The 19,207-nt window shown below is 58.5% G+C and carries 24 protein-coding genes; 14 read left to right on the top strand and 10 right to left on the bottom strand.

The window, feature by feature from the left end; translation table 11 throughout:
* Window positions 1-5: 5 nt before the first annotated feature.
* Both ACP7EE_RS12075 and ACP7EE_RS12070 read right to left on the bottom strand, forming a co-directional pair.
* Window positions 6-707 (bottom strand): tRNA (adenine(22)-N(1))-methyltransferase, encoded by a 702-nt coding sequence (locus tag ACP7EE_RS12075; RefSeq protein ID WP_426234680.1) that lies wholly within the window; start codon window positions 705-707, stop codon window positions 6-8.
* Window positions 708-824: 117 nt separating this feature from the next.
* Complete coding sequence (locus ACP7EE_RS12070; RefSeq protein ID WP_426234679.1) at window positions 825-2,042, bottom strand: MFS transporter; 1,218 nt, start codon at window positions 2,040-2,042, stop codon at window positions 825-827.
* A gap of 127 nt (window positions 2,043-2,169) precedes the next feature.
* Between ACP7EE_RS12070 and ACP7EE_RS12065 the strand changes: the two genes are divergently transcribed.
* Both ACP7EE_RS12065 and ACP7EE_RS12060 read left to right on the top strand, forming a co-directional pair.
* Complete coding sequence (locus ACP7EE_RS12065; protein WP_420650922.1) at window positions 2,170-2,799, top strand: TetR/AcrR family transcriptional regulator; 630 nt, start codon at window positions 2,170-2,172, stop codon at window positions 2,797-2,799.
* A 141-nt stretch (window positions 2,800-2,940) separates the two neighbouring features.
* Entirely contained in the window at window positions 2,941-3,969 is a 1,029-nt protein-coding gene (locus ACP7EE_RS12060; protein WP_426234678.1) for an alpha/beta hydrolase family protein, read from the top strand.
* 15 nt (window positions 3,970-3,984) lie between these two features.
* Here ACP7EE_RS12060 and ACP7EE_RS12055 read toward each other — a convergent pair whose 3' ends face one another.
* Window positions 3,985-4,449: a GNAT family N-acetyltransferase gene (locus tag ACP7EE_RS12055; RefSeq protein ID WP_426234745.1), complete on the bottom strand. Its 465-nt coding sequence runs from the start codon at window positions 4,447-4,449 to the stop codon at window positions 3,985-3,987.
* 93 nt (window positions 4,450-4,542) lie between these two features.
* Between ACP7EE_RS12055 and ACP7EE_RS12050 the strand changes: the two genes are divergently transcribed.
* Genes ACP7EE_RS12050 through ACP7EE_RS12040 form a run of 3 tightly spaced genes read left to right on the top strand, consistent with a single transcriptional unit; the run spans window position 4,543 to window position 7,152 of the window.
* Entirely contained in the window at window positions 4,543-5,898 is a 1,356-nt protein-coding gene (locus ACP7EE_RS12050; RefSeq protein ID WP_426234677.1) for a PBS lyase, read from the top strand.
* Between the two features lie 39 nt (window positions 5,899-5,937).
* Entirely contained in the window at window positions 5,938-6,480 is a 543-nt protein-coding gene (locus tag ACP7EE_RS12045) for a GNAT family N-acetyltransferase (protein WP_426234676.1), read from the top strand.
* Between the two features lie 45 nt (window positions 6,481-6,525).
* Window positions 6,526-7,152 (top strand): glutathione S-transferase family protein, encoded by a 627-nt coding sequence (locus ACP7EE_RS12040; protein ID WP_426234675.1) that lies wholly within the window; start codon window positions 6,526-6,528, stop codon window positions 7,150-7,152.
* 69 nt (window positions 7,153-7,221) lie between these two features.
* On the opposite strand, the gene ACP7EE_RS12035 is transcribed toward ACP7EE_RS12040, so the two are convergent.
* From ACP7EE_RS12035 to ACP7EE_RS12025, 3 genes are all read right to left on the bottom strand, one after another.
* Window positions 7,222-7,518 (bottom strand): DUF7660 family protein, encoded by a 297-nt coding sequence (locus tag ACP7EE_RS12035; protein ID WP_426234674.1) that lies wholly within the window; start codon window positions 7,516-7,518, stop codon window positions 7,222-7,224.
* A gap of 43 nt (window positions 7,519-7,561) precedes the next feature.
* Window positions 7,562-7,942: a hypothetical protein gene (locus ACP7EE_RS12030; protein ID WP_426234673.1), complete on the bottom strand. Its 381-nt coding sequence runs from the start codon at window positions 7,940-7,942 to the stop codon at window positions 7,562-7,564.
* A gap of 102 nt (window positions 7,943-8,044) precedes the next feature.
* On the bottom strand, window positions 8,045-8,404 hold the full coding sequence (locus ACP7EE_RS12025; protein WP_426234672.1) for a response regulator: 360 nt from the start codon (window positions 8,402-8,404) through the stop codon (window positions 8,045-8,047).
* 222 nt (window positions 8,405-8,626) lie between these two features.
* Here ACP7EE_RS12025 and ACP7EE_RS12020 point away from each other — a divergent pair, with 222 nt between their 5' ends.
* Both ACP7EE_RS12020 and ACP7EE_RS12015 read left to right on the top strand, forming a co-directional pair.
* Window positions 8,627-9,301, top strand: a complete 675-nt coding sequence (locus tag ACP7EE_RS12020; RefSeq protein WP_426234671.1) for an HAD family hydrolase — start codon at window positions 8,627-8,629, stop codon at window positions 9,299-9,301.
* 38 nt (window positions 9,302-9,339) lie between these two features.
* The gene (locus tag ACP7EE_RS12015) at window positions 9,340-10,467 is read left to right on the top strand and encodes an ATP-binding protein (protein ID WP_426234670.1); all 1,128 of its coding nucleotides are present in this window, start codon (window positions 9,340-9,342) and stop codon (window positions 10,465-10,467) included.
* 6 nt (window positions 10,468-10,473) lie between these two features.
* Here the strand turns inward: ACP7EE_RS12015 and treZ are convergent, their stop codons facing one another.
* Together treZ and ACP7EE_RS12005 are read right to left on the bottom strand one after the other, a co-directional pair.
* Window positions 10,474-12,273 carry a malto-oligosyltrehalose trehalohydrolase gene (gene treZ, locus ACP7EE_RS12010; protein WP_426234669.1) on the bottom strand — a complete coding sequence of 600 codons (1,800 nt, stop codon included), beginning with the start codon at window positions 12,271-12,273 and terminating at the stop codon, window positions 10,474-10,476.
* The gene (locus tag ACP7EE_RS12005) at window positions 12,274-12,552 is read right to left on the bottom strand and encodes a hypothetical protein (protein ID WP_426234668.1); all 279 of its coding nucleotides are present in this window, start codon (window positions 12,550-12,552) and stop codon (window positions 12,274-12,276) included.
* A 221-nt stretch (window positions 12,553-12,773) separates the two neighbouring features.
* On the opposite strand from ACP7EE_RS12005, the gene ACP7EE_RS12000 reads away from it, so the two are divergent.
* The gene (locus tag ACP7EE_RS12000; protein WP_426201191.1) at window positions 12,774-13,025 is read left to right on the top strand and encodes a DUF6555 family protein; all 252 of its coding nucleotides are present in this window, start codon (window positions 12,774-12,776) and stop codon (window positions 13,023-13,025) included.
* Window positions 13,026-13,061: 36 nt separating this feature from the next.
* Here the strand turns inward: ACP7EE_RS12000 and ACP7EE_RS11995 are convergent, their stop codons facing one another.
* Window positions 13,062-13,949, bottom strand: coding sequence for an NAD(P)/FAD-dependent oxidoreductase (locus ACP7EE_RS11995; protein WP_426234667.1), 888 nt, complete (start codon window positions 13,947-13,949; stop codon window positions 13,062-13,064).
* 139 nt (window positions 13,950-14,088) lie between these two features.
* On the opposite strand from ACP7EE_RS11995, the gene ACP7EE_RS11990 reads away from it, so the two are divergent.
* Window positions 14,089-14,517 (top strand): Rrf2 family transcriptional regulator, encoded by a 429-nt coding sequence (locus ACP7EE_RS11990; RefSeq protein WP_426201195.1) that lies wholly within the window; start codon window positions 14,089-14,091, stop codon window positions 14,515-14,517.
* Window positions 14,518-14,759: 242 nt separating this feature from the next.
* On the opposite strand, the gene ACP7EE_RS11985 is transcribed toward ACP7EE_RS11990, so the two are convergent.
* Window positions 14,760-15,707 (bottom strand): LysR family transcriptional regulator, encoded by a 948-nt coding sequence (locus ACP7EE_RS11985; RefSeq protein WP_426234666.1) that lies wholly within the window; start codon window positions 15,705-15,707, stop codon window positions 14,760-14,762.
* Here ACP7EE_RS11985 and ACP7EE_RS11980 point away from each other — a divergent pair.
* The 5 genes from ACP7EE_RS11980 (at window position 15,688) to ACP7EE_RS11960 (ending at window position 19,144) form a co-directional block, all read left to right on the top strand.
* On the top strand, window positions 15,688-16,368 hold the full coding sequence (locus ACP7EE_RS11980; RefSeq protein ID WP_426234665.1) for an NAD(P)H-dependent oxidoreductase: 681 nt from the start codon (window positions 15,688-15,690) through the stop codon (window positions 16,366-16,368). The genes ACP7EE_RS11985 and ACP7EE_RS11980 overlap by 20 nt on opposite strands.
* A 108-nt stretch (window positions 16,369-16,476) precedes the next feature.
* A complete protein-coding gene (gene gstA, locus ACP7EE_RS11975) occupies window positions 16,477-17,094 on the top strand; it encodes a glutathione transferase GstA (protein WP_426234664.1) in 618 nt (205 codons plus the stop codon).
* Between the two features lie 187 nt (window positions 17,095-17,281).
* Entirely contained in the window at window positions 17,282-17,749 is a 468-nt protein-coding gene (locus ACP7EE_RS11970; protein WP_426234663.1) for a metallophosphoesterase family protein, read from the top strand.
* Window positions 17,750-17,792: 43 nt separating this feature from the next.
* On the top strand, window positions 17,793-18,413 hold the full coding sequence (locus tag ACP7EE_RS11965; RefSeq protein WP_426234662.1) for a LysE family translocator: 621 nt from the start codon (window positions 17,793-17,795) through the stop codon (window positions 18,411-18,413).
* 23 nt (window positions 18,414-18,436) lie between these two features.
* Window positions 18,437-19,144, top strand: a complete 708-nt coding sequence (locus ACP7EE_RS11960) for a hypothetical protein (RefSeq protein WP_426234661.1) — start codon at window positions 18,437-18,439, stop codon at window positions 19,142-19,144.
* The last annotated feature ends 63 nt before the right edge of the window (window positions 19,145-19,207 follow it).

Raw genomic sequence — 19,207 nt, 5'->3', positions numbered from 1 at the left:
GCTTGTCAGGCTTGGCTGAGCAGCTCGCTGATCCATTTGGCCTGTTGCGCCGTCTCCTGCACCTTATCCTCGGGAACGGCCTGCCGCGCCTGAGCGAAGCTGGTCAGTGTTTGCTGCTTGTGCCGCAAGATGTGTTGCCACTTGCTCAAAAACACCTGGCTGCGCGCGAGCATCTGTAGTGGGCCGAAGTACAGCTCTTCGGGGCTGTACGCCACCGGCTCATCGCGCTCGGCGACGATGATTTCATAGTAAAAACGATTTTCCCGCAGCAGCTCTTCAGTGACGATGCGGTAGTCGTGTTGCATCAGCCATTGGCGCAAGGGCTGTTCGCCGCCGTTGGGCTGCAGGATCAGGCGCTCGCGGCCACGCAGTCGCGCCTTGCCGGCCTCGAGAATGTCGCGAATCGTCTCGCCACCCATGCCACAGATGCTGATCGCGGTAATTCCGTCGCCCGGCTCGATTGCCGCCAGACCACTGGCCATACGCACGCTGATCCTCTGCTCGAGTTCGTTGTCGCGCACAGTGCGTTGTGCGGCGCGAAACGGCGTCAACGCCACCTCCCCCGCGACTGCCGCTGCAATCGCGCCACGGCGCATCAACGCCACCGGCAGATAGCCGTGATCCGAACCGATATCGGCCAGCCGCGCATCCGCTGGCACATGCGCCGCCACGCGTTCCAGGCGCATGGACAAAGTGTGTTGATTCAACTGCAGATCCTTTTCACCACGAACGTCCGGCGCTGTAGGCCGGATCGGGGCGCGATTGTGTCGGGCAATGCAGCACATTTCAAATTTATGCGACGGAGCTGTGGCTGGACGCTTGACTCAGTGCCCCGCCACCGCAGGCTTGCCCGTCGCTCTCGGACCTGTTTTGAACCCATGCAGCTGCGCACGCCAGACAATCGCGAAACCCACAGCCACCAGCCCCACCATCGCCCATGGGAAAGAGGCGACTCCCCAGGTATCGAGCAATACCCCGCCGATCACCCCACTGCCAGCTATCGCGCTGTTCCACACCACAACATTCAGCGACAGCGCCACATCCGCCCCATCACCGGCCGCGTCCGCCAGCGCGGTTTGCAGCAAGGTCGCTGCGCCGCCGAAACTCAGTCCCCAGACTGCCATGCCCATGTAGATCACCTCAGGCACGCTGCCCAGCAAGCCTAACAGCACGCAGACCGCTGCAAATGTTGCAAGGCTCACCAGCACAGTCTTGCGTAACAACGGCTCAACCAGTTTGGCCGTCAGCCAGATCCCCAGCAATGCGGCAATGCCGAACACCAGCAACACCAGATCAACTTGATTGCCCAACCCGGCCGGTACCACAAACGGTGCGATGTAGGTGTAGAGGATGTTATGCGCCAGCATCCAGCTGATCACTACCGCCAGCACAGGTCGGACACCCGGAGTGGTCAGCACAGTGCGCAGCGACATGCGCTGGTGCGCGGCCTGCGGCGGGTAATCGGGAACTTTAACCAGCACCCACGCGATCAACACCAGGGTCATCGCCGACATGATGCCGAAAGTCGTGCGCCAGCCCACGAGCCCACCCAGCCAGGTCCCGAGCGGCACGCCCAGAGACAACGCAATCGGAGCACCGACCATGGCCAGTGCCAGCGCCTTGCCCTGTTGATGAGGTTCGACCATGCGCCGCGCGTAACCTGCCAGCAGGCTCCAGGCCAACCCCGCCGCAATCCCGGCACAGAAGCGCGCCACCAGCGTCACGCCGTAGTGCGATGAGAATGCGGTAATGGAGTTGAACAGCAAGAAGCCGACGATAGTCAGCAGCAACACATTGCGCCGGCGCCAGCCGCGGGTGGCGATGGTCATCGGGATTACTGCCAGCACCGAACCCAGTGCGTAAGCCGTGACCATCTGGCCGGCCATCGACGGGGAAATCGCCAGGCCTTCGCTAATCAGTGGCAACAGACCTGCGGGCAGGGTTTCGGTGACGATGCAGATGAAGCCAGTCATCGCCAGCGCGAGCAAGGCTCCGATTGGCAAGCGTTCGGGCGCTGCGGATAAGGTCATTGAGGGGGTCACGGGAGATTCCTTGAGAGCGTATCGCGGATTTAAATACTGATCGATACAAATGTTGCGGGCGACACGCCTCGTTGTCAACGACTTATGTATCGACTAGTATTTATCTCTTCCTCAGAGGAGTGTTGAAATGGCACAAATGGGCCGCCCACGTAACTTCGACCGCGACCAGGCCGTAGAGCAGGCCCTGCTGCTGTTCTGGCAACACGGCTACGACGCTACTTCGCTCGCGCAGTTGAAAAACGGCATGGGTGGCGGGATCTCCGCGCCGAGCTTTTACGCGGCGTTCGGCTCCAAAGAAGCGCTGTTTGATGAGTGCGTACAGCGTTATCTGACGACATTTGCCCAAGTCACCGAATGCCTGTGGGACGAGAACCTGCCGCCCCGCCGCGCCATCGAAACCGCACTGCGGCAGTCGGCGCTGATGCAGTGTGAAGACGGCCACCCGAAGGGCTGCATGGTCACCCTCGGCGTGATGAGCGCACCCAGCCCGGAAAATGCGCGGGTGGTCGCGGCGCTGTCCCACTCCCGCGCCCGCACTCGCGCGGGGATTCTGGCGTGTGTCGAGCGGGGAATCATTGCCGGTGAACTACCGGGAAATACCCACGCGCACGGCATGGCGACGGTGTTTGACAGTTTCTTGCAGGGCATCTCGATCCTTGCTCGGGACAACACATCGCACGAGGTCATCGATGCGGCGATTACCCAGATAATGCTGACGTGGGACATCGCGGCCTCCGCCATCTCGACGCGTCGATAACCATCGATCACGCAGCGGTTCTGCCTGGCACTAGCCTGTCGCGATACCCCGCTGTTAGCATCGGCGGCAGCGTCGCTCAGGGGCAGACTCGCCTGACGCGTTGCTCCCGATGAGTTGATCCATTCAAGGAAGATAAAAACAATGAAAAAAGCTTTCGCCTCACTCCTTCTGATTTGCCTGACCACCCCCGCATTCGCAGTCGACAGCCCTATCGGCTTTCAGACCACTACCCTGCCGGACGCACAAAACAACCGCCCGCTGGAAATGGTCGTCTGGTACCCCAGCACAACCACCGCTACTCCGGAGTTGATCGCCGACACCATCGTGTTCGTCGGTAACCCTGCTGTGCCCGACGCGCCACCGACTGCGGGCGAACATCCATTGGTGGTGATTTCTCACGGTAACGGCGGTAACTGGATCAACCAGGCGTGGCTGGCCAGCGCGTTGGCCCATAAGGGTTACATTGTGGCGGCGGTCAATCACCCAGGCACCACCAGCAAAGATCGCAGTCCGCAGGCAGCGGCGCAGCTATGGCAACGGCCCAACGACATTCGCCGGGCCATCGATGCAGTGACGGCGCAACCGGAAAAGTTTGGCGCCGTTGCCAAGCAACGCATTGCCGTCGTCGGCCATTCGCTCGGAGGCTGGACCGCGCTTGAACTCGCCGGCTCGCGTTTCGATCCAGACCTGTTTGCCAAGGATTGCAAGGTTCATACGCAACTGAGCAGTTGCATCAACTACCAAAAATTCAATCCCACCCCTGAGGCGCGTCTGGCCGCTGACTTGAGCGACAAGCGGATCAGCGCCGTCGTCTCGCTGGACCTCGGCCTGTCCCGCGGCTTCACCGATGCGAGCCTTGCGGCCCTGCCGGTGCCCGTGCTGGTGATCGGCGCGGGCGTGCCGTCGGTAGACCTCCCCGTGCAGCTGGAATCCGCCGATCTGGCAAAACGCTTGCCCGCAGCGTCGTCGCGCTACGTCGAGATCGCGGACGCCAGCCACTTCACCTTCATGGCCCGATGCAAACCCGGTGCGGTGGAGTTGATCGAAGAATCGTCGCCCGGCGATGGCATCATTTGCGGCGATGCCGAGGGTGGCCGCGCGCGGGAGGTGCTGCAGCAGCAGGTGACTTCGCTGATCACAGAGTTTCTGGCGCACGCACCGCGCGGCTAGAACTGTGACGCGGCGCTACAGCCGCTTCACCATCGGAATGCACGCCAGTTGCAGACCCGACGGCGAATGGTAAATCGCCGTTTGCTCACCTTCATAACCGCTACGTCGATAGAAGTCCGCCGCATTTAACGTGGCATCCAGGCTGACTTTTTCGAGGCCCGATTCCCGCGCCACAGACTCAAGGAAATCCAGCATCTGCAGACCGAGGCCGCGCTGCATGAAATCGGGCAGTACGAAGATCGCGCCGATCTCCCGATGCTCCAGATCGAGCATCCCGGTTGCCATCGGCTCGCCCTCGACGCAGCCCAGATAGAAGTGCTTTTCCATCAGCGTGCAATATCCGTCCTCGGCCGCGCCTTTGGTCCAGATCAGCATTTGTTCCTCGGTATAGGCGCCGATGCATTGATGCCTGATCGCTCGCAGACGGATGTCGAATGCCACTTGGGCATCGCCGGGGTGGGCGCGTTTGATCTCCATGATTTGAATCTCCTTGCGCCACTGGCCAACCAGCCGGAAAAAGTCGTTAGAGTATCCGCCAAACAGACCGCACCAGCGTACAGAAAGGATTGCAGCGTGAGCTCCACATGGGAATGGCTGGACAGGTTGAAGAACAAGCACACATCCGAGTGCAAATGGGAGGAGCGTCGACGCGCCGAAGCGTTGGAGCTGCTGGCGAACGCCAAGGGCAGCGGATCATGGATAGAGCTCAGCACTCACGACAACGGTTTCGTGCGCGAAGTCGCAGTCAGAGAACTGTGCAACGACGCTTCGCCAGAAACACTCGTGGCGCTGATCGTGCGCCTGAATGATTGGGTGCCGCAGATCCGTGAACTGGCGCGGGCCGGGCTGAACCGTTATCTGACGCCCTTGCACGCTTCGGCGTTGTTGTTCGCGCTGGTGCCGCTCATTGCGCTGGCTGCGCGGCAAAGAGCCGACCACGGCCCGACCCTGCATGCCGCTCGCGCCGTACTGCAATTGCCCGAAACTCGCGCGCAAGTCCATGCCGATTTCCTTACACGACAGGGTAAAGCCGCGCGCTATCTGTTTGCGCTTTTACTGGAGAACGATCCCGACCCGCAAGGCCTCCTGCGCGATGCCTTGGCTCATCGCGAGCTGATCGTTCGCTTGGATGCAGTAGCTGCCTGCCAGCAATTGCCGGCACAGCAAGCCTCACCTTTGTTAGTTGAGGCTTTGGCGCGTCAGGGGGCGAAAGTGCGGGTGTGCGTGCTTCGCGCTCTACTGCCGTTGTTCGAAGAACCGCGACCGCTGTTGCGCAAGGCGTTGCTCGATGCATCGCCCGCGATCCGCAGTCTGGCGCGCTGGTCGGCACCGCGTCACGACCTCGATACGCTGGAAGTCTTGGATGAACGGTTGGCGCACGATCACCCGACAGGCAAACGCGAGTGGCTAGGCATCCTTGGTCTGGCGGGCGAAATTGACGCCTGCCTCGACCAACGATGGCTGACCGCAGCGCTGCGCTCCAGCTTTCCCACAGTGCGTCAGGCAACGGCGCACCTGCTTGGCGAGGCGCATCTGCCCGAGTTACTCGGGGCACTTGATGACCCGTGCGACAAGGTGTTCGCCACAGCAATCGTGCGGCTCGACAAGCAGTCCTGGTCTGCAGTGAACGCGTTGGTCGGCGAGAAACTGGATCGCGACTGGCATGAGTTATCGCCACGTCGCCGCCAACAAATACTACATTTGCGGCCCGGTTGGCAGCAGGTGGCGTACCTGTTGCAGCGACTGGAAAAAGAGCCGGTTGTGGAGGATTTCTGGCTCCGCCATCTCAATGCGTGGTGCGATGGTCGCTATGCAGTTCAGGATTCATTTACCCCTAAAACCGAGCGCGAAGCCGTGGTGACAAAACTGCGTGACCTTGCGGCCGTCGGCCTCATATGCAAAGTCAGTGTTACCCGGTTTACCAGATAATTTGCGTAGCCCTTACCCATTCGTCGAGAGCCACACCTCATGGAAGACACCATCACCTACCGAACCGCCACCGCAGACGACGCACTGACCATGTGCGAGTTGGGTCAATTGCTCAACGCGGTCCACCACGTTGCCCGGCCAGACATTTACGCCGCGCCCACCGAAGATTTTGCGCGTGATCTGCCGCACTGGTCAGGCGTGTTCGAGAAGGCGGGGCACGTTGTATTCATCGCGCATGTCGATCAGCAACCTGCCGCGTTCATTACTGCCAACATAGCGCCAAGCGTCGGCCCGTTGATGCAGCCGATGAACGTGGTGCGCATCGGTTCGGTGTGTGTCGCCGAACGGTTTTCCGGCAGAGGCATCGGGCGCGGGCTTATTCAGCGTGTCAGGGATTGGGCGGTCGAGCATGACGCGCAGGACTTGAGACTGACGGTCTGGCCGTTCAATGAGCGTGCGGCGCGCATGTATGCAGAGTTCGGGTTTGAGAACCGCGCGGTCGAGATGGGTATGCGCCTGAATCAAAATCCTCCACTGCCGTCAGACAAGTCAATCAATTCAGGGCACTCTGCTGTCGCATAGCAGTCTGCTCATACACCCCCTGGCCGTGCACATTGGAGCGCCGACATGATCATCGTCCACCACCTCAACAACTCACGCTCGCAGCGCATTCTGTGGCTGCTCGAAGAACTCGGTCTGCCCTACGAGATCAAGCGCTACCAGCGCGACCCGAAAACCAATCTCGCGCCGCCGGAACTCAAGGCGATCAATGCGCTGGGCAAATCACCGGTGATTGAGGACGGTGCCAACGTGGTGATCGAATCCGGCGCGATCGTCGACTACCTGATCCGCCGCCACGGCGACGGCCGCCTGCAACCGGACCCAGCCAGCGCCGCCTACGACAAGTACGTGCAATGGCTGCACTTCGCCGAAGGCTCGGCGATGCTGCCGCTGATGCTCAACCTGTATGTTGGACGCCTGGGTGAAGCCGGCGCGCCGTTACATCCGCGTATCGAATCGGAAGTGGCTAACTATCTCGGTTACCTGAACGACGCGCTGGAACACTCGCCGTATCTGTTGGGCGAAGAACTGACCGGCGCAGATATCCAAATGAGTTTTATCGGCGAAATCGCCGGGGCGCAGGGCAAGTTGCAGGCGTACCCGAATCTCGCGGCGTGGGTGAAGCGCTTTCAGGGCAGAGAGGCGTATTGCAAGGCGCTGGAACAAGGTGGGGAATATGCGTTTGCGAAGTGAGATGCCGTAAAAATGGGGACAGATTTATTTACGGATAATAAATCTGTCCCCTCTCCGTTTTACCTTCGCTTACTCATAAAACTTGCCAGCGAGTAGAATTTCCGCACAACGCTGCCATACATTGGGTTGCGAAGTACTCGACGGAGTATTCCTGGAGTCAGCGATCGCCCAGGCAGCTGCTGCATCCAGAAACGAATCGACAGATCCATTCTCCCAACCCAAAACCCCGGGCCCATACGGAGATGAAGGAGGCGACCGCTCCAGCACACGCTCTCTGGCAAAATCACAACCCAGCGCCTGAACAAACGCGATAAACGATTGCTCATCGTTCACGTTTTCCAACAATTCATCCAAATCTACAGGCATCGCTATCCTCATATCGGGTTGCTGGCGTTGGGATCTGCGGAAACTAACCTCTAAGCTTGCGCATGATTTGCTCGACCATCGGCCTCGTGTATTTCTCAGCCGGGTTGGTCTCCGGAGGATCGTAACGGCGAATCCATTCACCTTGATCGAATGCCTGATAAAGGGCGAAAGCCGGCTGAGGCATATCGTCAGTCATCCCCACTTCAACCACAGCACCTATGATCCCGTTCATGACAGCATCGCAAAAATCATAGCTCAGGGCCCTCTGTAGGTAGCCATGCGCAACTGCGACAGACAACTCGTTCAGCAGGTCTGTCGGCGCAATACGTAACTTGTCACAAGTGCCTGCCAGATCACTCAGCGCTAAGCCATGGGATTCGGCGTTAACCAATAGCTCACTGAGCTCGTGCTTCGGCAATATCATGCGGCCCCTCCAAAGACGTTTATGCGGTCTACCCTGCCGAGAGCAATTCTAACTTAGGCCAACGAAACGGCGCGCTGAATCGTGATAGGCGCTCGCTCAATCCTACTCCGGCAAATACACCGTAATCGCGCTGTGCAGCACATCGAGCGTCCAGGGCTTGCGCAGGAACATTGCGTGATCGGGAAGTAAGTCCTCCGGCATCGTACGGTTGCCGGAGGTAATGATCACGGGCAAAGATGGCCACCGTATCCAGATCATTTTCGCCAGCCCTATTCCATCCATACTGCCCGGCATGCAAACGTCGGTTATGACCAACGCCACTGAAGAACAGTCAACCAAAGTGGTGAGCGCGTCATCCGCAGAGGCACAATCCAGCACTCGAAAACCCAGCAGCGAGACAGCCTCCACGATCAGGGAGCGCAATGTTTCGTCATCTTCTACTACCAACACCGTAAGCGACATATCGTAAATCCCAAGACCTTGATACTTAGTGCTGTCGCGGCTGCTGGACGTTTTACGTGGCTGACCAGTGGTCTGAATCGACGCAATCAGTCTGCAATTGCAAGCCTGTCTCGAGCAAAAGAATGAACGACTCCCCCCTCATGCTTTCGAAAAATAGAGCACGTCTAATCAAGAGGTGCAGGAAGTTCATTTTTACGATGCAAGCAACAGACAGGTATCCGCATGCGCCCGCAGACTTCATTTATTTTCGACCTTGACGGCACGTTGACCGACAGCGTTTACCAGAATGTATTCGCCTGGAAAGCGGCGCTGGATTCAGAAGGTATTCCACTGGCGATGTGGCGTATTCACCGCAAGATCGGCATGAGCGGCGGGCTGATGCTGAAAACGCTGTCGCGGGAAACCGGGCAAGAGATCAGCGCAGAACAGGCGCAAAGGCTGAGCAAAAAGCACGCTGAGGTTTATCAGGATCTGCGCCATCAGATCACCGCCCTGCCCGGTGCGATTGAATTGCTGGGCACGTTGACCGAAGAGAAATTGAAATGGTGCATTGCCACCAGCGGCGGGATCGAAACGGCGAGCATCAACTTGAAGGCGCTCGGGCTTGATCCGCAAGGCGTCAATCTCATCACGCGCGATGACGTCAAGTACGGCAAACCGGATCCCGACCTGTTTCTGGCGGCGGCGCAAAAACTCGATGCGCCGACAGAGCAATGCCTGGTGATTGGCGACGCGGTGTGGGACATGCTCGCGGCCAGACGCAGCAAGGCAACCGGCATCGGTCTGTTGTCGGGCGGCTACGATACTGGTGAGCTTGAGCGCGCCGGGGCGCTGCGGGTTTACGAGGATCCTTTGAGCCTGTTGCAGCATCTGGATGAGGTTGCATCGCGTCCATAGCCCGTCGCGTACTTTGTATTTTTATCAGGATCACCTACATGCGGCTGTCAGATTTCATCACCGACAACATCGAGCCCATCTTGCAGGACTGGGAAGATTTCGCACGGACCATCGACACGCCTGGCGCACCGTTAGGTACCAACGCGTTGCGTGATCACGCCGAACAGATGCTCCAGGCCATCGTGGTCGATCTGCGCACCAAGCAAACGGCCCAGGAGCAGCTTGCGAAATCCCATGGCAACGCACCTGCCAGCCCGGTCGAAACGCCTGCGGAAACCCACGCTGTCACCCGACTGATGGCAGGTTTCACCATCGATCAGATGGCGTCCGAGTACCGTGCGCTCAGGGCGAGCGTGCTCAGTCAGTGGTCAAAGCAAATGAAGGCTGGCACGCCACTCGACGTGGATGACATGACCCGATTTCACGAAGCAATCGACCAGGCGCTGGCGGAATCCATCGCCAGCTACTCACGCGCGGTCGAAGTGTCACGCAACGTCTTTCTGGGCATTCTCGGGCATGATTTGAGAACGCCGCTGGGCGCTATTTTGCTCGGGGCCGACATGTTGCGACGCTCGGAGGACATCGGACCCAGAGGGACCAAAATCGCATCGCAGATTTACACCAGCGTCAAACGCGCCAGCCAGATTGTCGGCGATCTGCTGGATCTGACGCGATGCCAGATGGGCCCGGGGATTCCGGTGAAAAGAGAGCGGCTGGACCTGGTGCCTTTGTGCGAGCGCATTGTTGATGAGCTTCGGGCATTCCATCCAGGCACGGATATCCTCTTCGAGAAAAGCACTTCCTGTGAGGGCGAATTTGACGGCGCGCGAATGGAGCAGGTGTTCTCCAACATTATCGGCAACGCCGTGCAGCACGGTGATAACCAGCAACCTGTGAGGGTGACACTGGATGCTTCGCAGGACGGTGTGACGTTCTCGGTACACAACAGTGGTCAACCGATTCCGGACGATGTGCTGCCGTTCATTTTCAACCCGATGGGCCGGTTTTCTCAGCACCCGGTTGCCGACCATGGGCCCAGTGAAAGTCTGGGTCTGGGTTTGTTCATCGCGTCGGAGATCGTTACGTCACACGGTGGCGCCGTCGAGGTCATTTCAAAGCACGGAAGCGGCACCACATTCGTGGTAACGATGCCGAAGCGTGCGTGAAGCGTTTCACGCGTCCGCCCCGCTCGGTTGGAGCGTGACTAAAACCGCATAGCGATCAAGCGACAAGCGTAGCGAATCTTCCTCATTTCTCGCAGGAAGTTCATAGAGCGTTCGGCCCACAGGATTTTCGAACTGGTAGACGATCCGGTCCGAGAGATTCAAATCGATCCGAAGGACTGAACCGTCGCCCATGCGCCAGCGCGCCGATACTGCTTTATCACCCAGCACCAGTGTTTCAATCGCTTTGGCGCCAGGCAGTCGGGGCAAAATCTCACGCTGGCGTAGTTGCAGCAGCTCACGGTACAAGGCCAACCAGTCGGCGGGATTGAGGTCTTGGTCTTTTTGCTTTGATGGTGCATCCAGTGCCGGTATCGAGTTTTCGAATGACGATGTGGCGTTCGGATCAGGGATGCGCTCGCGTGTTTCTTTGTCCGCAAACGCGGCAAAATTTTCAAACTCCCCTCGCCGCCCTTCACACACTTGCTGCGCCAGTTCATCGCGAAAGTCAGTGAAGAACAGAAACGGCTGATCGGCCCCACATTCGTCGCCCATGAAGATCAACGGAATCATCGGCGAGAGCAGCAACAAGACCGTGGCAGCGCGCAAGGCTGGCGTGGGAGCAAGATGTACCAGCCGTTCGCCGAAAGCGCGATTGCCGATCTGATCGTGGTTTTGCAGGAACAGCACAAATGCACTCGGCGGCAAATGCACACTGCATTCCCCGCGGGGCTGGCCATCGCTGGTCGCCTCGCCCTGGTAAACAAACCCCTCGCTCAGCATCCGGGCCAGTTTTTGCGTGGTGGCTTGCGCGAAGTCGGCGTAATAGGCGTCGGTCTCGCCAGTGAGCAGCACGTGCAGCGTGTTATGCCCGTCGTCATTCCACTGCGCATCGAAACCTTGTTCAAGTCGATGCGCCTCGTTCAGTTCGTTCTCCAGGATCAACCAGACCTGGCGAGCCTCGCCGCACTGCTGTCGAACGCGCTGCGAAAATTCCTCGAGAAAAGTCGGATCCTCGATGGCGTGGACGGCGTCCAGCCGCAAGCCATCAAAACGGTAGTCCTGCAGCCACATCAGCGCGCTGTCGATGAAAAAATCGCGCACTTCACGCCGCCGGTAATCAATAGCGTCGCCCCACGGTGTTTCCTTATCGCTGCGGAAAAACTCCCTGGCATACGCATTCAGATTATTACCGTCTGGCCCGAAGTGGTTGTAGACCACGTCCAGTACCACCGCCAAATCCAGCCCGTGCGCGGTGTCGATCAACGACTTGAGTTCGTGCGGAGAACCGTAGGATGCCTGCGGCGCGTAGGGGAACACGCCGTCATAACCCCAATTGTGAATACCCGGGAACTGCGCCAGCGGCATCAACTCGATAGCCGTGACGCCCAGATCAGCCAGGCGCGGCAACATCGCCTCCACTGCCGCATAGCCGCCTACCAGGCCAACGTGGAGTTCGTAAAAGATCGCCTCATGCCAGGGTCGCCCCTGCCACGCCTGATGCTGCCAACGAAAGACGTTTTGATCGAGCACCACGCTGTACCCATAAATGTCTTCAGCCTGAGCGTGCGAAGCCGGATCAGGAACCTCCAGATGGGCGTCAACTCTGTACTTGTAGAGAGTGCCCGCCGCGCACACGACTTCGAGCACGAACCAGCCACCCTGTTGTGCTGGCATCGGCCATGATCGACCGTCGGAGGTCACGACACTGACTGCCTGCGCATCAGGCGCCCACAGCGCGAAACGCGTCAGCCCCGAAGCCATGAAGATTGCGCCGTGGCGTGCGCGCAAATCGGTCGGCAGATCCATTCAATCCTCCTTCGATGTGTCTTGCTCGCCCCGCTGGTAATCCTCGCCCGCGACTGCCCGCAAGTAAGCCTGATCGGCGGCCACGCGCAGCTCGCGCCACTCATCCCAGTCAACGATGCACTTGCGATCCATCTCATCTGCCTGACGCAGAAGCTCTTCGTGATAGCTGTCCGGGCAATCCATCCGCAACGCGCAATTTTCAAAAGTGCGATACCAGGAATCCAGCGCATGCAGTCGCCGGAGTTGAACGGGCAGGAGCATGGTTTTGAAATGACTCATGGCAGCGTCGATCCCGATAGGTTTCAGAATGGAGCTTCGGAATTGACGGCCGGTTCAGAACGTCCGACGAGGGGTGATTTTCTTCTTGCCTGCACTGCCCATCAGGGGCCGCACAATGAAAAATATTCGCGCAGATTCATGGACTTGTAATTGCCCGGAAAAATCTTGGAATTTTTTCTGACGCAGTCACTCCTTGTGCTTATGAGCTAGAGGAGGGTCTCATGAACACTGATATTTTCGTCATCGAATACAAACTCCATGGGGCGCCGAAGTCCTTCGTCATCCGCACAAAATCGATGCGCAATGCGGACGCGTGGCACTGGGCGAGTTGTGATGCGGGGATGGCGCCAATCCCGAAACCCGGGAGGCCGCCACTCAAGGTGGTGTCCAAACCACAAGCGGAGAAATACGGGGTGACCGAAGTGAAATGGCGCGAGACCGAGTCGCTGGAGTGGTCGGAGGTTACGACCTGATCACTCGATTGGCTTTGCAGGTCTCGATGCCTGCATTCAGCGAAAAATCAGCGACTGGTGCACCGCGCCTCCCGTGCGTGCACCGTCGCCCACGGCGATTGCCACATTGCCCGCGCCAACGGCCGCATCCCCGCAGGCAAATACGCCGGGGACGGTTGTTTCGCGCATCGCGTCGACCTTGAGGAATTCCCCCGTTGGCCCAGCTTCAAACGCGCAGCCCAGTTGTGCCGCCAATGGGCTGCCGATGCGCGTCAGAGGCTGAGTAAACAACCCGGCAAATTTGATTACACGGCCGCTGGCGAGTAACACATCGGCTTGTTCCCCGCCTACCGACAACACAGGTTCGCGCTCTATCACAACCCCACGACCGGCGAGCTTTTCCAACTGTTCGGCATCCGGCTCGAACGCCTGGTTGAGCAACAGCGTTGTTGGCCCCCAGTCGGGCAACATCAGCGCCTGATGAATCGCTACAGGCGACGCGGCCAATACCCCGATCGGCCCGCTGTCGAGCTCATAGCCGTGGCAATACGGACAGTGAAACACGCGCTGCCCCCAGCGCTCTGCCAGTCCGGGAACCTTGGGCAATTCGTCCACCACGCCGGTGGCCAGGATCAGACGCCGTGCCGCAAACTCGCGCCCGTTTTCGGCCGTTATCACCAATCCATCGCCGCCCGCCTTCGCCTGCATGGCCGACTGCGAAAGCCACTCTACAGTCGGGTAGGCAAGCAACTGAGCGCGTGCCTCATCGGCTATCGCTGCGGGGTCGTGGCCGTCCTGCCCGAGAAATCCATGTGAGGTGCGCGCGAAGCGATTGCGTCGCTGCCCCGCATCAATCACCAACACTTTTTGCCGCGCCCGCGCCAGTTGCAAGCCTGCGGAAATGCCGGAATAGCTGCCGCCAACGATGATCACGTCGTAAACCATGGGTGTCTCCGTGAGTCTTCGACCTGCTCGAAGAATTCTAGACACACCGTAAGTTACGTGACATTGAGGTGTCAACGGTCTCGTAACTTATGCAGTATCGAGCGATACTCGGCGCAAGCAATTCAGAAGATCACCATCCATGAGAAACGACACCCGCCTGTCGCGCATGCTGCACGTACTGATCCACATGGCCCGCCACGAACAACCGGCCACCTCCGACACCATCGCGCAGATGCTCGGCACCAACCCAGTGGTGGTCCGACGCACTATGGCGCTGCTCAAGGAACAGGGTTATGTAAGTTCGGAAAAGGGTCACCGTGGCGGCTGGACACTGGCGAAACCGTTGGCGGACATGACGCTGCTGGATATCCACCAAGCCTTGGGCTCGTCTTCGGTTTTTGCCATTGGTTTGTCGACCGACCATCCAAAATGCCTGGTCGAGCAAGCGGTGAACGCTGCGCTGACAGATGCGTTTGATGCGGCGCAGGCGTTGCTTCTGGAGCGATTGGGGAGTGTCACGCTTGAGCAGTTGGCGGAGGATTTTGAGCGGCGGTATCAGAGTTTGTAAGGGCTGTTCAGGACGATGGAGTGGTTTTCGGCTAGCAAAGTCGCCACGCCTCTCGGCCTTCAACTGGGTTGCGTTATCCCTTTGGTAATCGCACGGGGTTATCGAGCAGATGACGCGAGGATGGAGAAACGCCGGCGTAAACCGATCTCGGATATTGTGGTTTTACATTGACGCCAAAAGCGGTCGGAGGAATATTGCCGTAACTCTGATCAGCCGAGAACTCTGCAAACCGGCGATGTCACTCATCGCGGATGGCTGGAATCCTGTGCAAGCGCAAAGGGCGTGAGTCGGATTTCGCCGTTTTCTGAAAAAATCTCCAGAACCCAGTCAACAAAGCAGCGCACGCGAACCGACAGGTGCCTTGAGCCGGGATAGACCATATGAACGGGGCGGGGGGAGAACTGCCATTGGGGTAGTACCGGGACAAGCTTCCCGGATCGGACGAATCCGGCAACCGCAAAAGGGGCACCTGGGCAGATACCGCCTCCCGCCATGCATGCCGAAATAGCGACATCGGGTTCGTCGAACTGCATACCTTCGCCAGGCTGCACCACGAAGCGTTGAGTCCCCGACTCGAGTTCCCAGACAAACGGGTTGCGCTCCCTACCGCTGAACCAGCTTATTCGCTTGAGTTGCGACAGCGCATTCGGAGTGTCCACACTCCCGACAGAAGCAAGATACTCGGGCGATGCATACAGCCCCATATGAATGTCGCAGAGATGTCGAGCGATCATGCTCGAATCCTTGAGCGCACCTCCCCTGATCGTGCAATCGATGCCGTCCTCCAGCAAGTGACTGATGCGGTCAGAGCTGCTCAATCGCAATTGGATCCTCGGATAACGCATCTGAAAATCATGCAACCTTGGAGCAATCACCCAGCGTGCAATGGAGACCAGAGAGTCAACTCTCAGGCGGCCGATGGGGGTTGCAGCCCCTCCATTCAGAGTCGCCTCCAGCTCATCAATCTGCTGCAGCAAGATTTGGCACTTATCGAAGTAGGCGCTGCCGTCGTCTGTGAGGCTCAAAGCACGGGTCGTACGGTTGAGCAATCGCACGCCAAGATATTTCTCAAGGTCACTGATGCGCTGGGAAACACGTGCTTTGGGAAGATTCAGGGCATCGGCAGCACGCGTGAAGCTGCCGGCGCCTACCACCTTCACGAAGGTGGCCATGGCGGTGAGCTTATCCATCTATTGTTCGCAATTATTGAACCAAGAGTCATTCTGGATCAGATTTTTCTTTTTTGCGCGACCAATTACGATTTCTGCCGTCAACTTCACTCACTTGGAAATCATCATGTCAAAAGCGGTCGTTGTTTATTTTTCCGGATATGGCCATACCAGGCGCGTGGCGGAAGCGGCAGCAGAGGGTGCACAGGCAGCGCTGATCGAGATCGATGGCGAGGGCAACATTCCCGAGACTGTATGGGATCAACTGGACGGAGCGCAATCGATCATTTTCGGTGCCCCGACATACATGGGTTCGGTGCCTTGGCAATTTAAAAAATTCGCCGATGCCACGTCCAACAAGTGGTTCGTTCGGCAATGGCAGGACAAAGCCTTCGGAGGCTTTACCAACAGCGCAAGCTTGAACGGTGACAAACAAGTTTCCCTGATCTTTCTGCAAACGCTGGCATCGCAGCACGGCGGTATCTGGGTCAGTCTCGGTTTGGCTCCTGCCAATTCATCGGGGTCCACGCGGGCAGACGTGAATAACCTGGGCGGATCGGTCGGCGCGCTGGTGCAGTCGCCATCCGATCAGGATGCCCAAGGCATTCCGCAAGGAGACCTCGAAACCGTAAAGCTCTACGCAGCTCGCGTCGCCAGAATTGGACAGCAACTTCACGCCTGATCGACCAGTCGCGCGCGGCCGCATTCCTGCAGAGATTCATCTCCGAAAGGAACAATGCTGCTGTTTGCTCTTAACGCTCACCTCCTAAATTATCTTCAAGGCACTCAGATGAAACTGTATTACTCCCCTGGCTCTTGCTCACTGGCCGTCCACATCGTGCTACGCGAAGCCAACCTGTCCCATGAACTATCGATGGTCGATCTGTGGAAGCACAAGACTGCATCGGGCGACGATTACTACCGGATCAACCCGAAGGGCACTGTACCCGCCCTTGAGTTCGAGGGAAATCTTCTGACAGAGGGCCCAGCCATTACACAGTACCTGGCGGACCGCTACGCCCCTGCATTAGTGCCTGCCAATGGCACGCTCGAACGCACACGCTTGCACGAGATGCTGAACTTCCTGTCCTCGGACTTTCACAAGTCTTTCACTCCGCTGTTCTACCTGGCTACCGATGCGGATGCCACTGACGCTCAGCGGCCGGTTATCACCAAGTTGACTTACCTCAACAGCTTGCTGGCCGATGGTCGCGCCTACATTCTGGGCGACGTGTTCACCGTGGCAGACGCCTACCTCTACGCCCTCACACGCTGGTGTGCCAAATTCAAGATTTCGCTAGACACGTTCTGGGAATTCAGAGGCTACATGGCGCGTGTCGAGGCCCGTCCGGCAGTCAAAGCCGCGCTCCACGCTGAAGGTCTGGAAGAGGATTACGATCGACGCTGAGTTCAGCGAGCAAGCTGACAAGAAAAAAGGGGAGATTTATCTCCCTTACTCTGAACGTCTGGACTGGTGACAGTGGCGATGTGCAAATCGCAACCGAGGCCAAGACCGGTCCGTCGCAAATTGCCCCAGAAGCCATAAGCGTAGTTAGATACCAGCCAATTGCCCAGCTGACCAGACTCAACACCCCATGAAAACCGCCATCATCTCCGACACCCACAACCTCCTGCGCCCCGAAGCCCTGGCGGCGATCCAGTCCTGCGAGCTGATCATCCACGCCGGCGACATCGGCAGCGCTGCCATTCTCGCCCAGCTCGAAACGATTGCCCCGGTCCACGCCGTACGCGGCAACAACGATCAATCCGCGCCATGGGCGCAAGACTTGGCCGATGTCCTGACCTTCGACCTCAACGGCTACCAGACCCTGCTCGTCCACGATATCGCCGACGTCCCGGCCGACCTCGATCCCGCGATCAAAATCGTCATCACCGGCCACTCCCACAAACCTTTGATCGAGTGGCGCGGTGAGCGGCTCTACATAAATCCGGGTAGTGCCGGCCCGCGTCGTTTCAAGTTACCGGTGACGCTGGCATTGCTCGAAGTAACCGCGCAATCGCTCGAACCGCGCCTGATTTCCCTGCTGGAACCGTCCACCTGAAACCGCTAACGTAGCCGCACACTCACCAAGAACTCACGCATCCATGTCCATCGCCGACAACCTCCTCGCCTTCACCCTCGCCGCCACAGTGCTGACGCTGACGCCCGGTCTCGACACCGCGTTGATCTTGCGCACCGCCACCGTTGAAGGCCGGCAACAAGCCTTTCGCGCCGCGCTGGGCATCAATGCCGGCTGTCTGCTCTGGGGCGCTGCGGTCGCGTTCGGCCTGGGTGCGTTGATCGCCGTTTCCGAGTTGGCCTACAACGTATTGAAGTACTGCGGCGCGGCGTATCTGGCGTGGCTCGGGTTGAACATGCTGCTGCGCCCTCGCCGCTCGTTGGGCGCGGTTGAGGCCAACGGCAAATCGGGTTCAAACTGGTTTTTAAAAGGCATGCTCGGCAATGTACTCAACCCGAAGATCGGGATTTTCTACGTGTCTTTTCTGCCGCAGTTCATTCCGCAGGGCGCGCCGCTCGTGACGTGGACGTTCGGGCTGGTGAGCATTCATGTGCTGCTCGGTTTGGTCTGGTCTGCTGTGTTGATTGGCGCTACGCAGCCGCTGGCAGGGTTTCTGCGGCGTGAGAAGGTGATCCGCTGGATGGATCGCACCACGGGACTGATTTTTGTGTTGTTTGCTGCGCGGTTGGCGTTCAGCAAGCGCTGATCTGGCCGTTATTTCCGTACCGCATGAAGATTGACGACATGAAGATCTGTTTCCCGACATTCTGGTCGCAAGACTCCGGCATTGATTACGGAGCAAAGGAACTGCGCCTCGGCGATATTTTGCCGAGCGTTGGCGAAAGCACGTTCGCCTGGTTCGAAAGCCGCGAGCCGGTAAGCGTCGGTGAAACAGTGCGGGTCATGTGGTGCCCGCCTGTTGCCGATTTGAACGGTTGGGATGAGCAGCCTTCGGAGATAGCAGAGAGCTACCTTGTAGAGGCCATAGTACTGAATGCCGCTCCAGTGGCTGAAACCGTGCATATGGCGCATTACGGGCAGTGCAGATACGAATTACAGGTTCTCTCTTGCGAAAGATTGCTGTCGGTTTTGCGCAAGTTTCAGGAAGATTCAAAATCCGATCATGTGCCGGTTCTGCCAGACAATCTGCGGGCATGGGAAGAATTGAGTTGGTGCGGTAGCGCCGTCATTCAGGAGTTCACTTACCTGACGGCGAATACCGGCTTTGAAGCATCTATGCAGTTGATCCTCGAAGTCAGCAGCGAAGAGATCATCGTCCTGTTTTCCTGGCACAGCGATCCGGGGGACGTTTACTGCCAGCTTTGCAGGACTAGCCTCGCAGCTTACGAACGGCTGATCATCGCGCGCGCACTCGGCGAAGCACAGCCGCTATATGACTCGCAACCGGCGTATTTAGCGAGTGGCCCGTCGGTATGAGGTTTTTTCGCCATGTCGCAACGACACGATCAATCCGCATCTGAATCATTTGCTCAACTACTC

The organism is Pseudomonas sp. TWP3-2 (genome assembly GCF_049897765.1).
Lineage (GTDB): Bacteria > Pseudomonadota > Gammaproteobacteria > Pseudomonadales > Pseudomonadaceae > Aquipseudomonas.
This window is presented reverse-complemented; position numbering and strand designations above follow the sequence as displayed.

What these genes read in the sequence shown, in the direction of transcription:
- ACP7EE_RS12065 (WP_420650922.1), top strand. Translation starts at nt 2,170, where the DNA reads ATGGCACAAATGGGCCGCCCACGTAACTTCGACCGCGACCAGGCCGTA.
- ACP7EE_RS12040 (WP_426234675.1), top strand. Translation starts at nt 6,526, where the DNA reads ATGATCATCGTCCACCACCTCAACAACTCACGCTCGCAGCGCATTCTG.
- ACP7EE_RS11990 (WP_426201195.1), top strand. Translation starts at nt 14,089, where the DNA reads ATGAGAAACGACACCCGCCTGTCGCGCATGCTGCACGTACTGATCCAC.
- ACP7EE_RS12005 (WP_426234668.1), bottom strand. Translation starts at nt 12,552, where the DNA reads ATGAGTCATTTCAAAACCATGCTCCTGCCCGTTCAACTCCGGCGACTG.
- ACP7EE_RS12030 (WP_426234673.1), bottom strand. Translation starts at nt 7,942, where the DNA reads ATGATATTGCCGAAGCACGAGCTCAGTGAGCTATTGGTTAACGCCGAA.
- ACP7EE_RS11970 (WP_426234663.1), top strand. Translation starts at nt 17,282, where the DNA reads ATGAAAACCGCCATCATCTCCGACACCCACAACCTCCTGCGCCCCGAA.
- ACP7EE_RS12015 (WP_426234670.1), top strand. Translation starts at nt 9,340, where the DNA reads ATGCGGCTGTCAGATTTCATCACCGACAACATCGAGCCCATCTTGCAG.
- treZ (WP_426234669.1), bottom strand. Translation starts at nt 12,273, where the DNA reads ATGGATCTGCCGACCGATTTGCGCGCACGCCACGGCGCAATCTTCATG.
- ACP7EE_RS11980 (WP_426234665.1), top strand. Translation starts at nt 15,688, where the DNA reads ATGGCGGTGAGCTTATCCATCTATTGTTCGCAATTATTGAACCAAGAG.
- ACP7EE_RS12000 (WP_426201191.1), top strand. Translation starts at nt 12,774, where the DNA reads ATGAACACTGATATTTTCGTCATCGAATACAAACTCCATGGGGCGCCG.
- ACP7EE_RS12025 (WP_426234672.1), bottom strand. Translation starts at nt 8,404, where the DNA reads ATGTCGCTTACGGTGTTGGTAGTAGAAGATGACGAAACATTGCGCTCC.
- ACP7EE_RS12020 (WP_426234671.1), top strand. Translation starts at nt 8,627, where the DNA reads ATGCGCCCGCAGACTTCATTTATTTTCGACCTTGACGGCACGTTGACC.
- gstA (WP_426234664.1), top strand. Translation starts at nt 16,477, where the DNA reads ATGAAACTGTATTACTCCCCTGGCTCTTGCTCACTGGCCGTCCACATC.
- ACP7EE_RS12035 (WP_426234674.1), bottom strand. Translation starts at nt 7,518, where the DNA reads ATGCCTGTAGATTTGGATGAATTGTTGGAAAACGTGAACGATGAGCAA.
- ACP7EE_RS11960 (WP_426234661.1), top strand. Translation starts at nt 18,437, where the DNA reads ATGAAGATTGACGACATGAAGATCTGTTTCCCGACATTCTGGTCGCAA.
- ACP7EE_RS11985 (WP_426234666.1), bottom strand. Translation starts at nt 15,707, where the DNA reads ATGGATAAGCTCACCGCCATGGCCACCTTCGTGAAGGTGGTAGGCGCC.
- ACP7EE_RS12060 (WP_426234678.1), top strand. Translation starts at nt 2,941, where the DNA reads ATGAAAAAAGCTTTCGCCTCACTCCTTCTGATTTGCCTGACCACCCCC.
- ACP7EE_RS12045 (WP_426234676.1), top strand. Translation starts at nt 5,938, where the DNA reads ATGGAAGACACCATCACCTACCGAACCGCCACCGCAGACGACGCACTG.
- ACP7EE_RS11965 (WP_426234662.1), top strand. Translation starts at nt 17,793, where the DNA reads ATGTCCATCGCCGACAACCTCCTCGCCTTCACCCTCGCCGCCACAGTG.
- ACP7EE_RS11995 (WP_426234667.1), bottom strand. Translation starts at nt 13,949, where the DNA reads ATGGTTTACGACGTGATCATCGTTGGCGGCAGCTATTCCGGCATTTCC.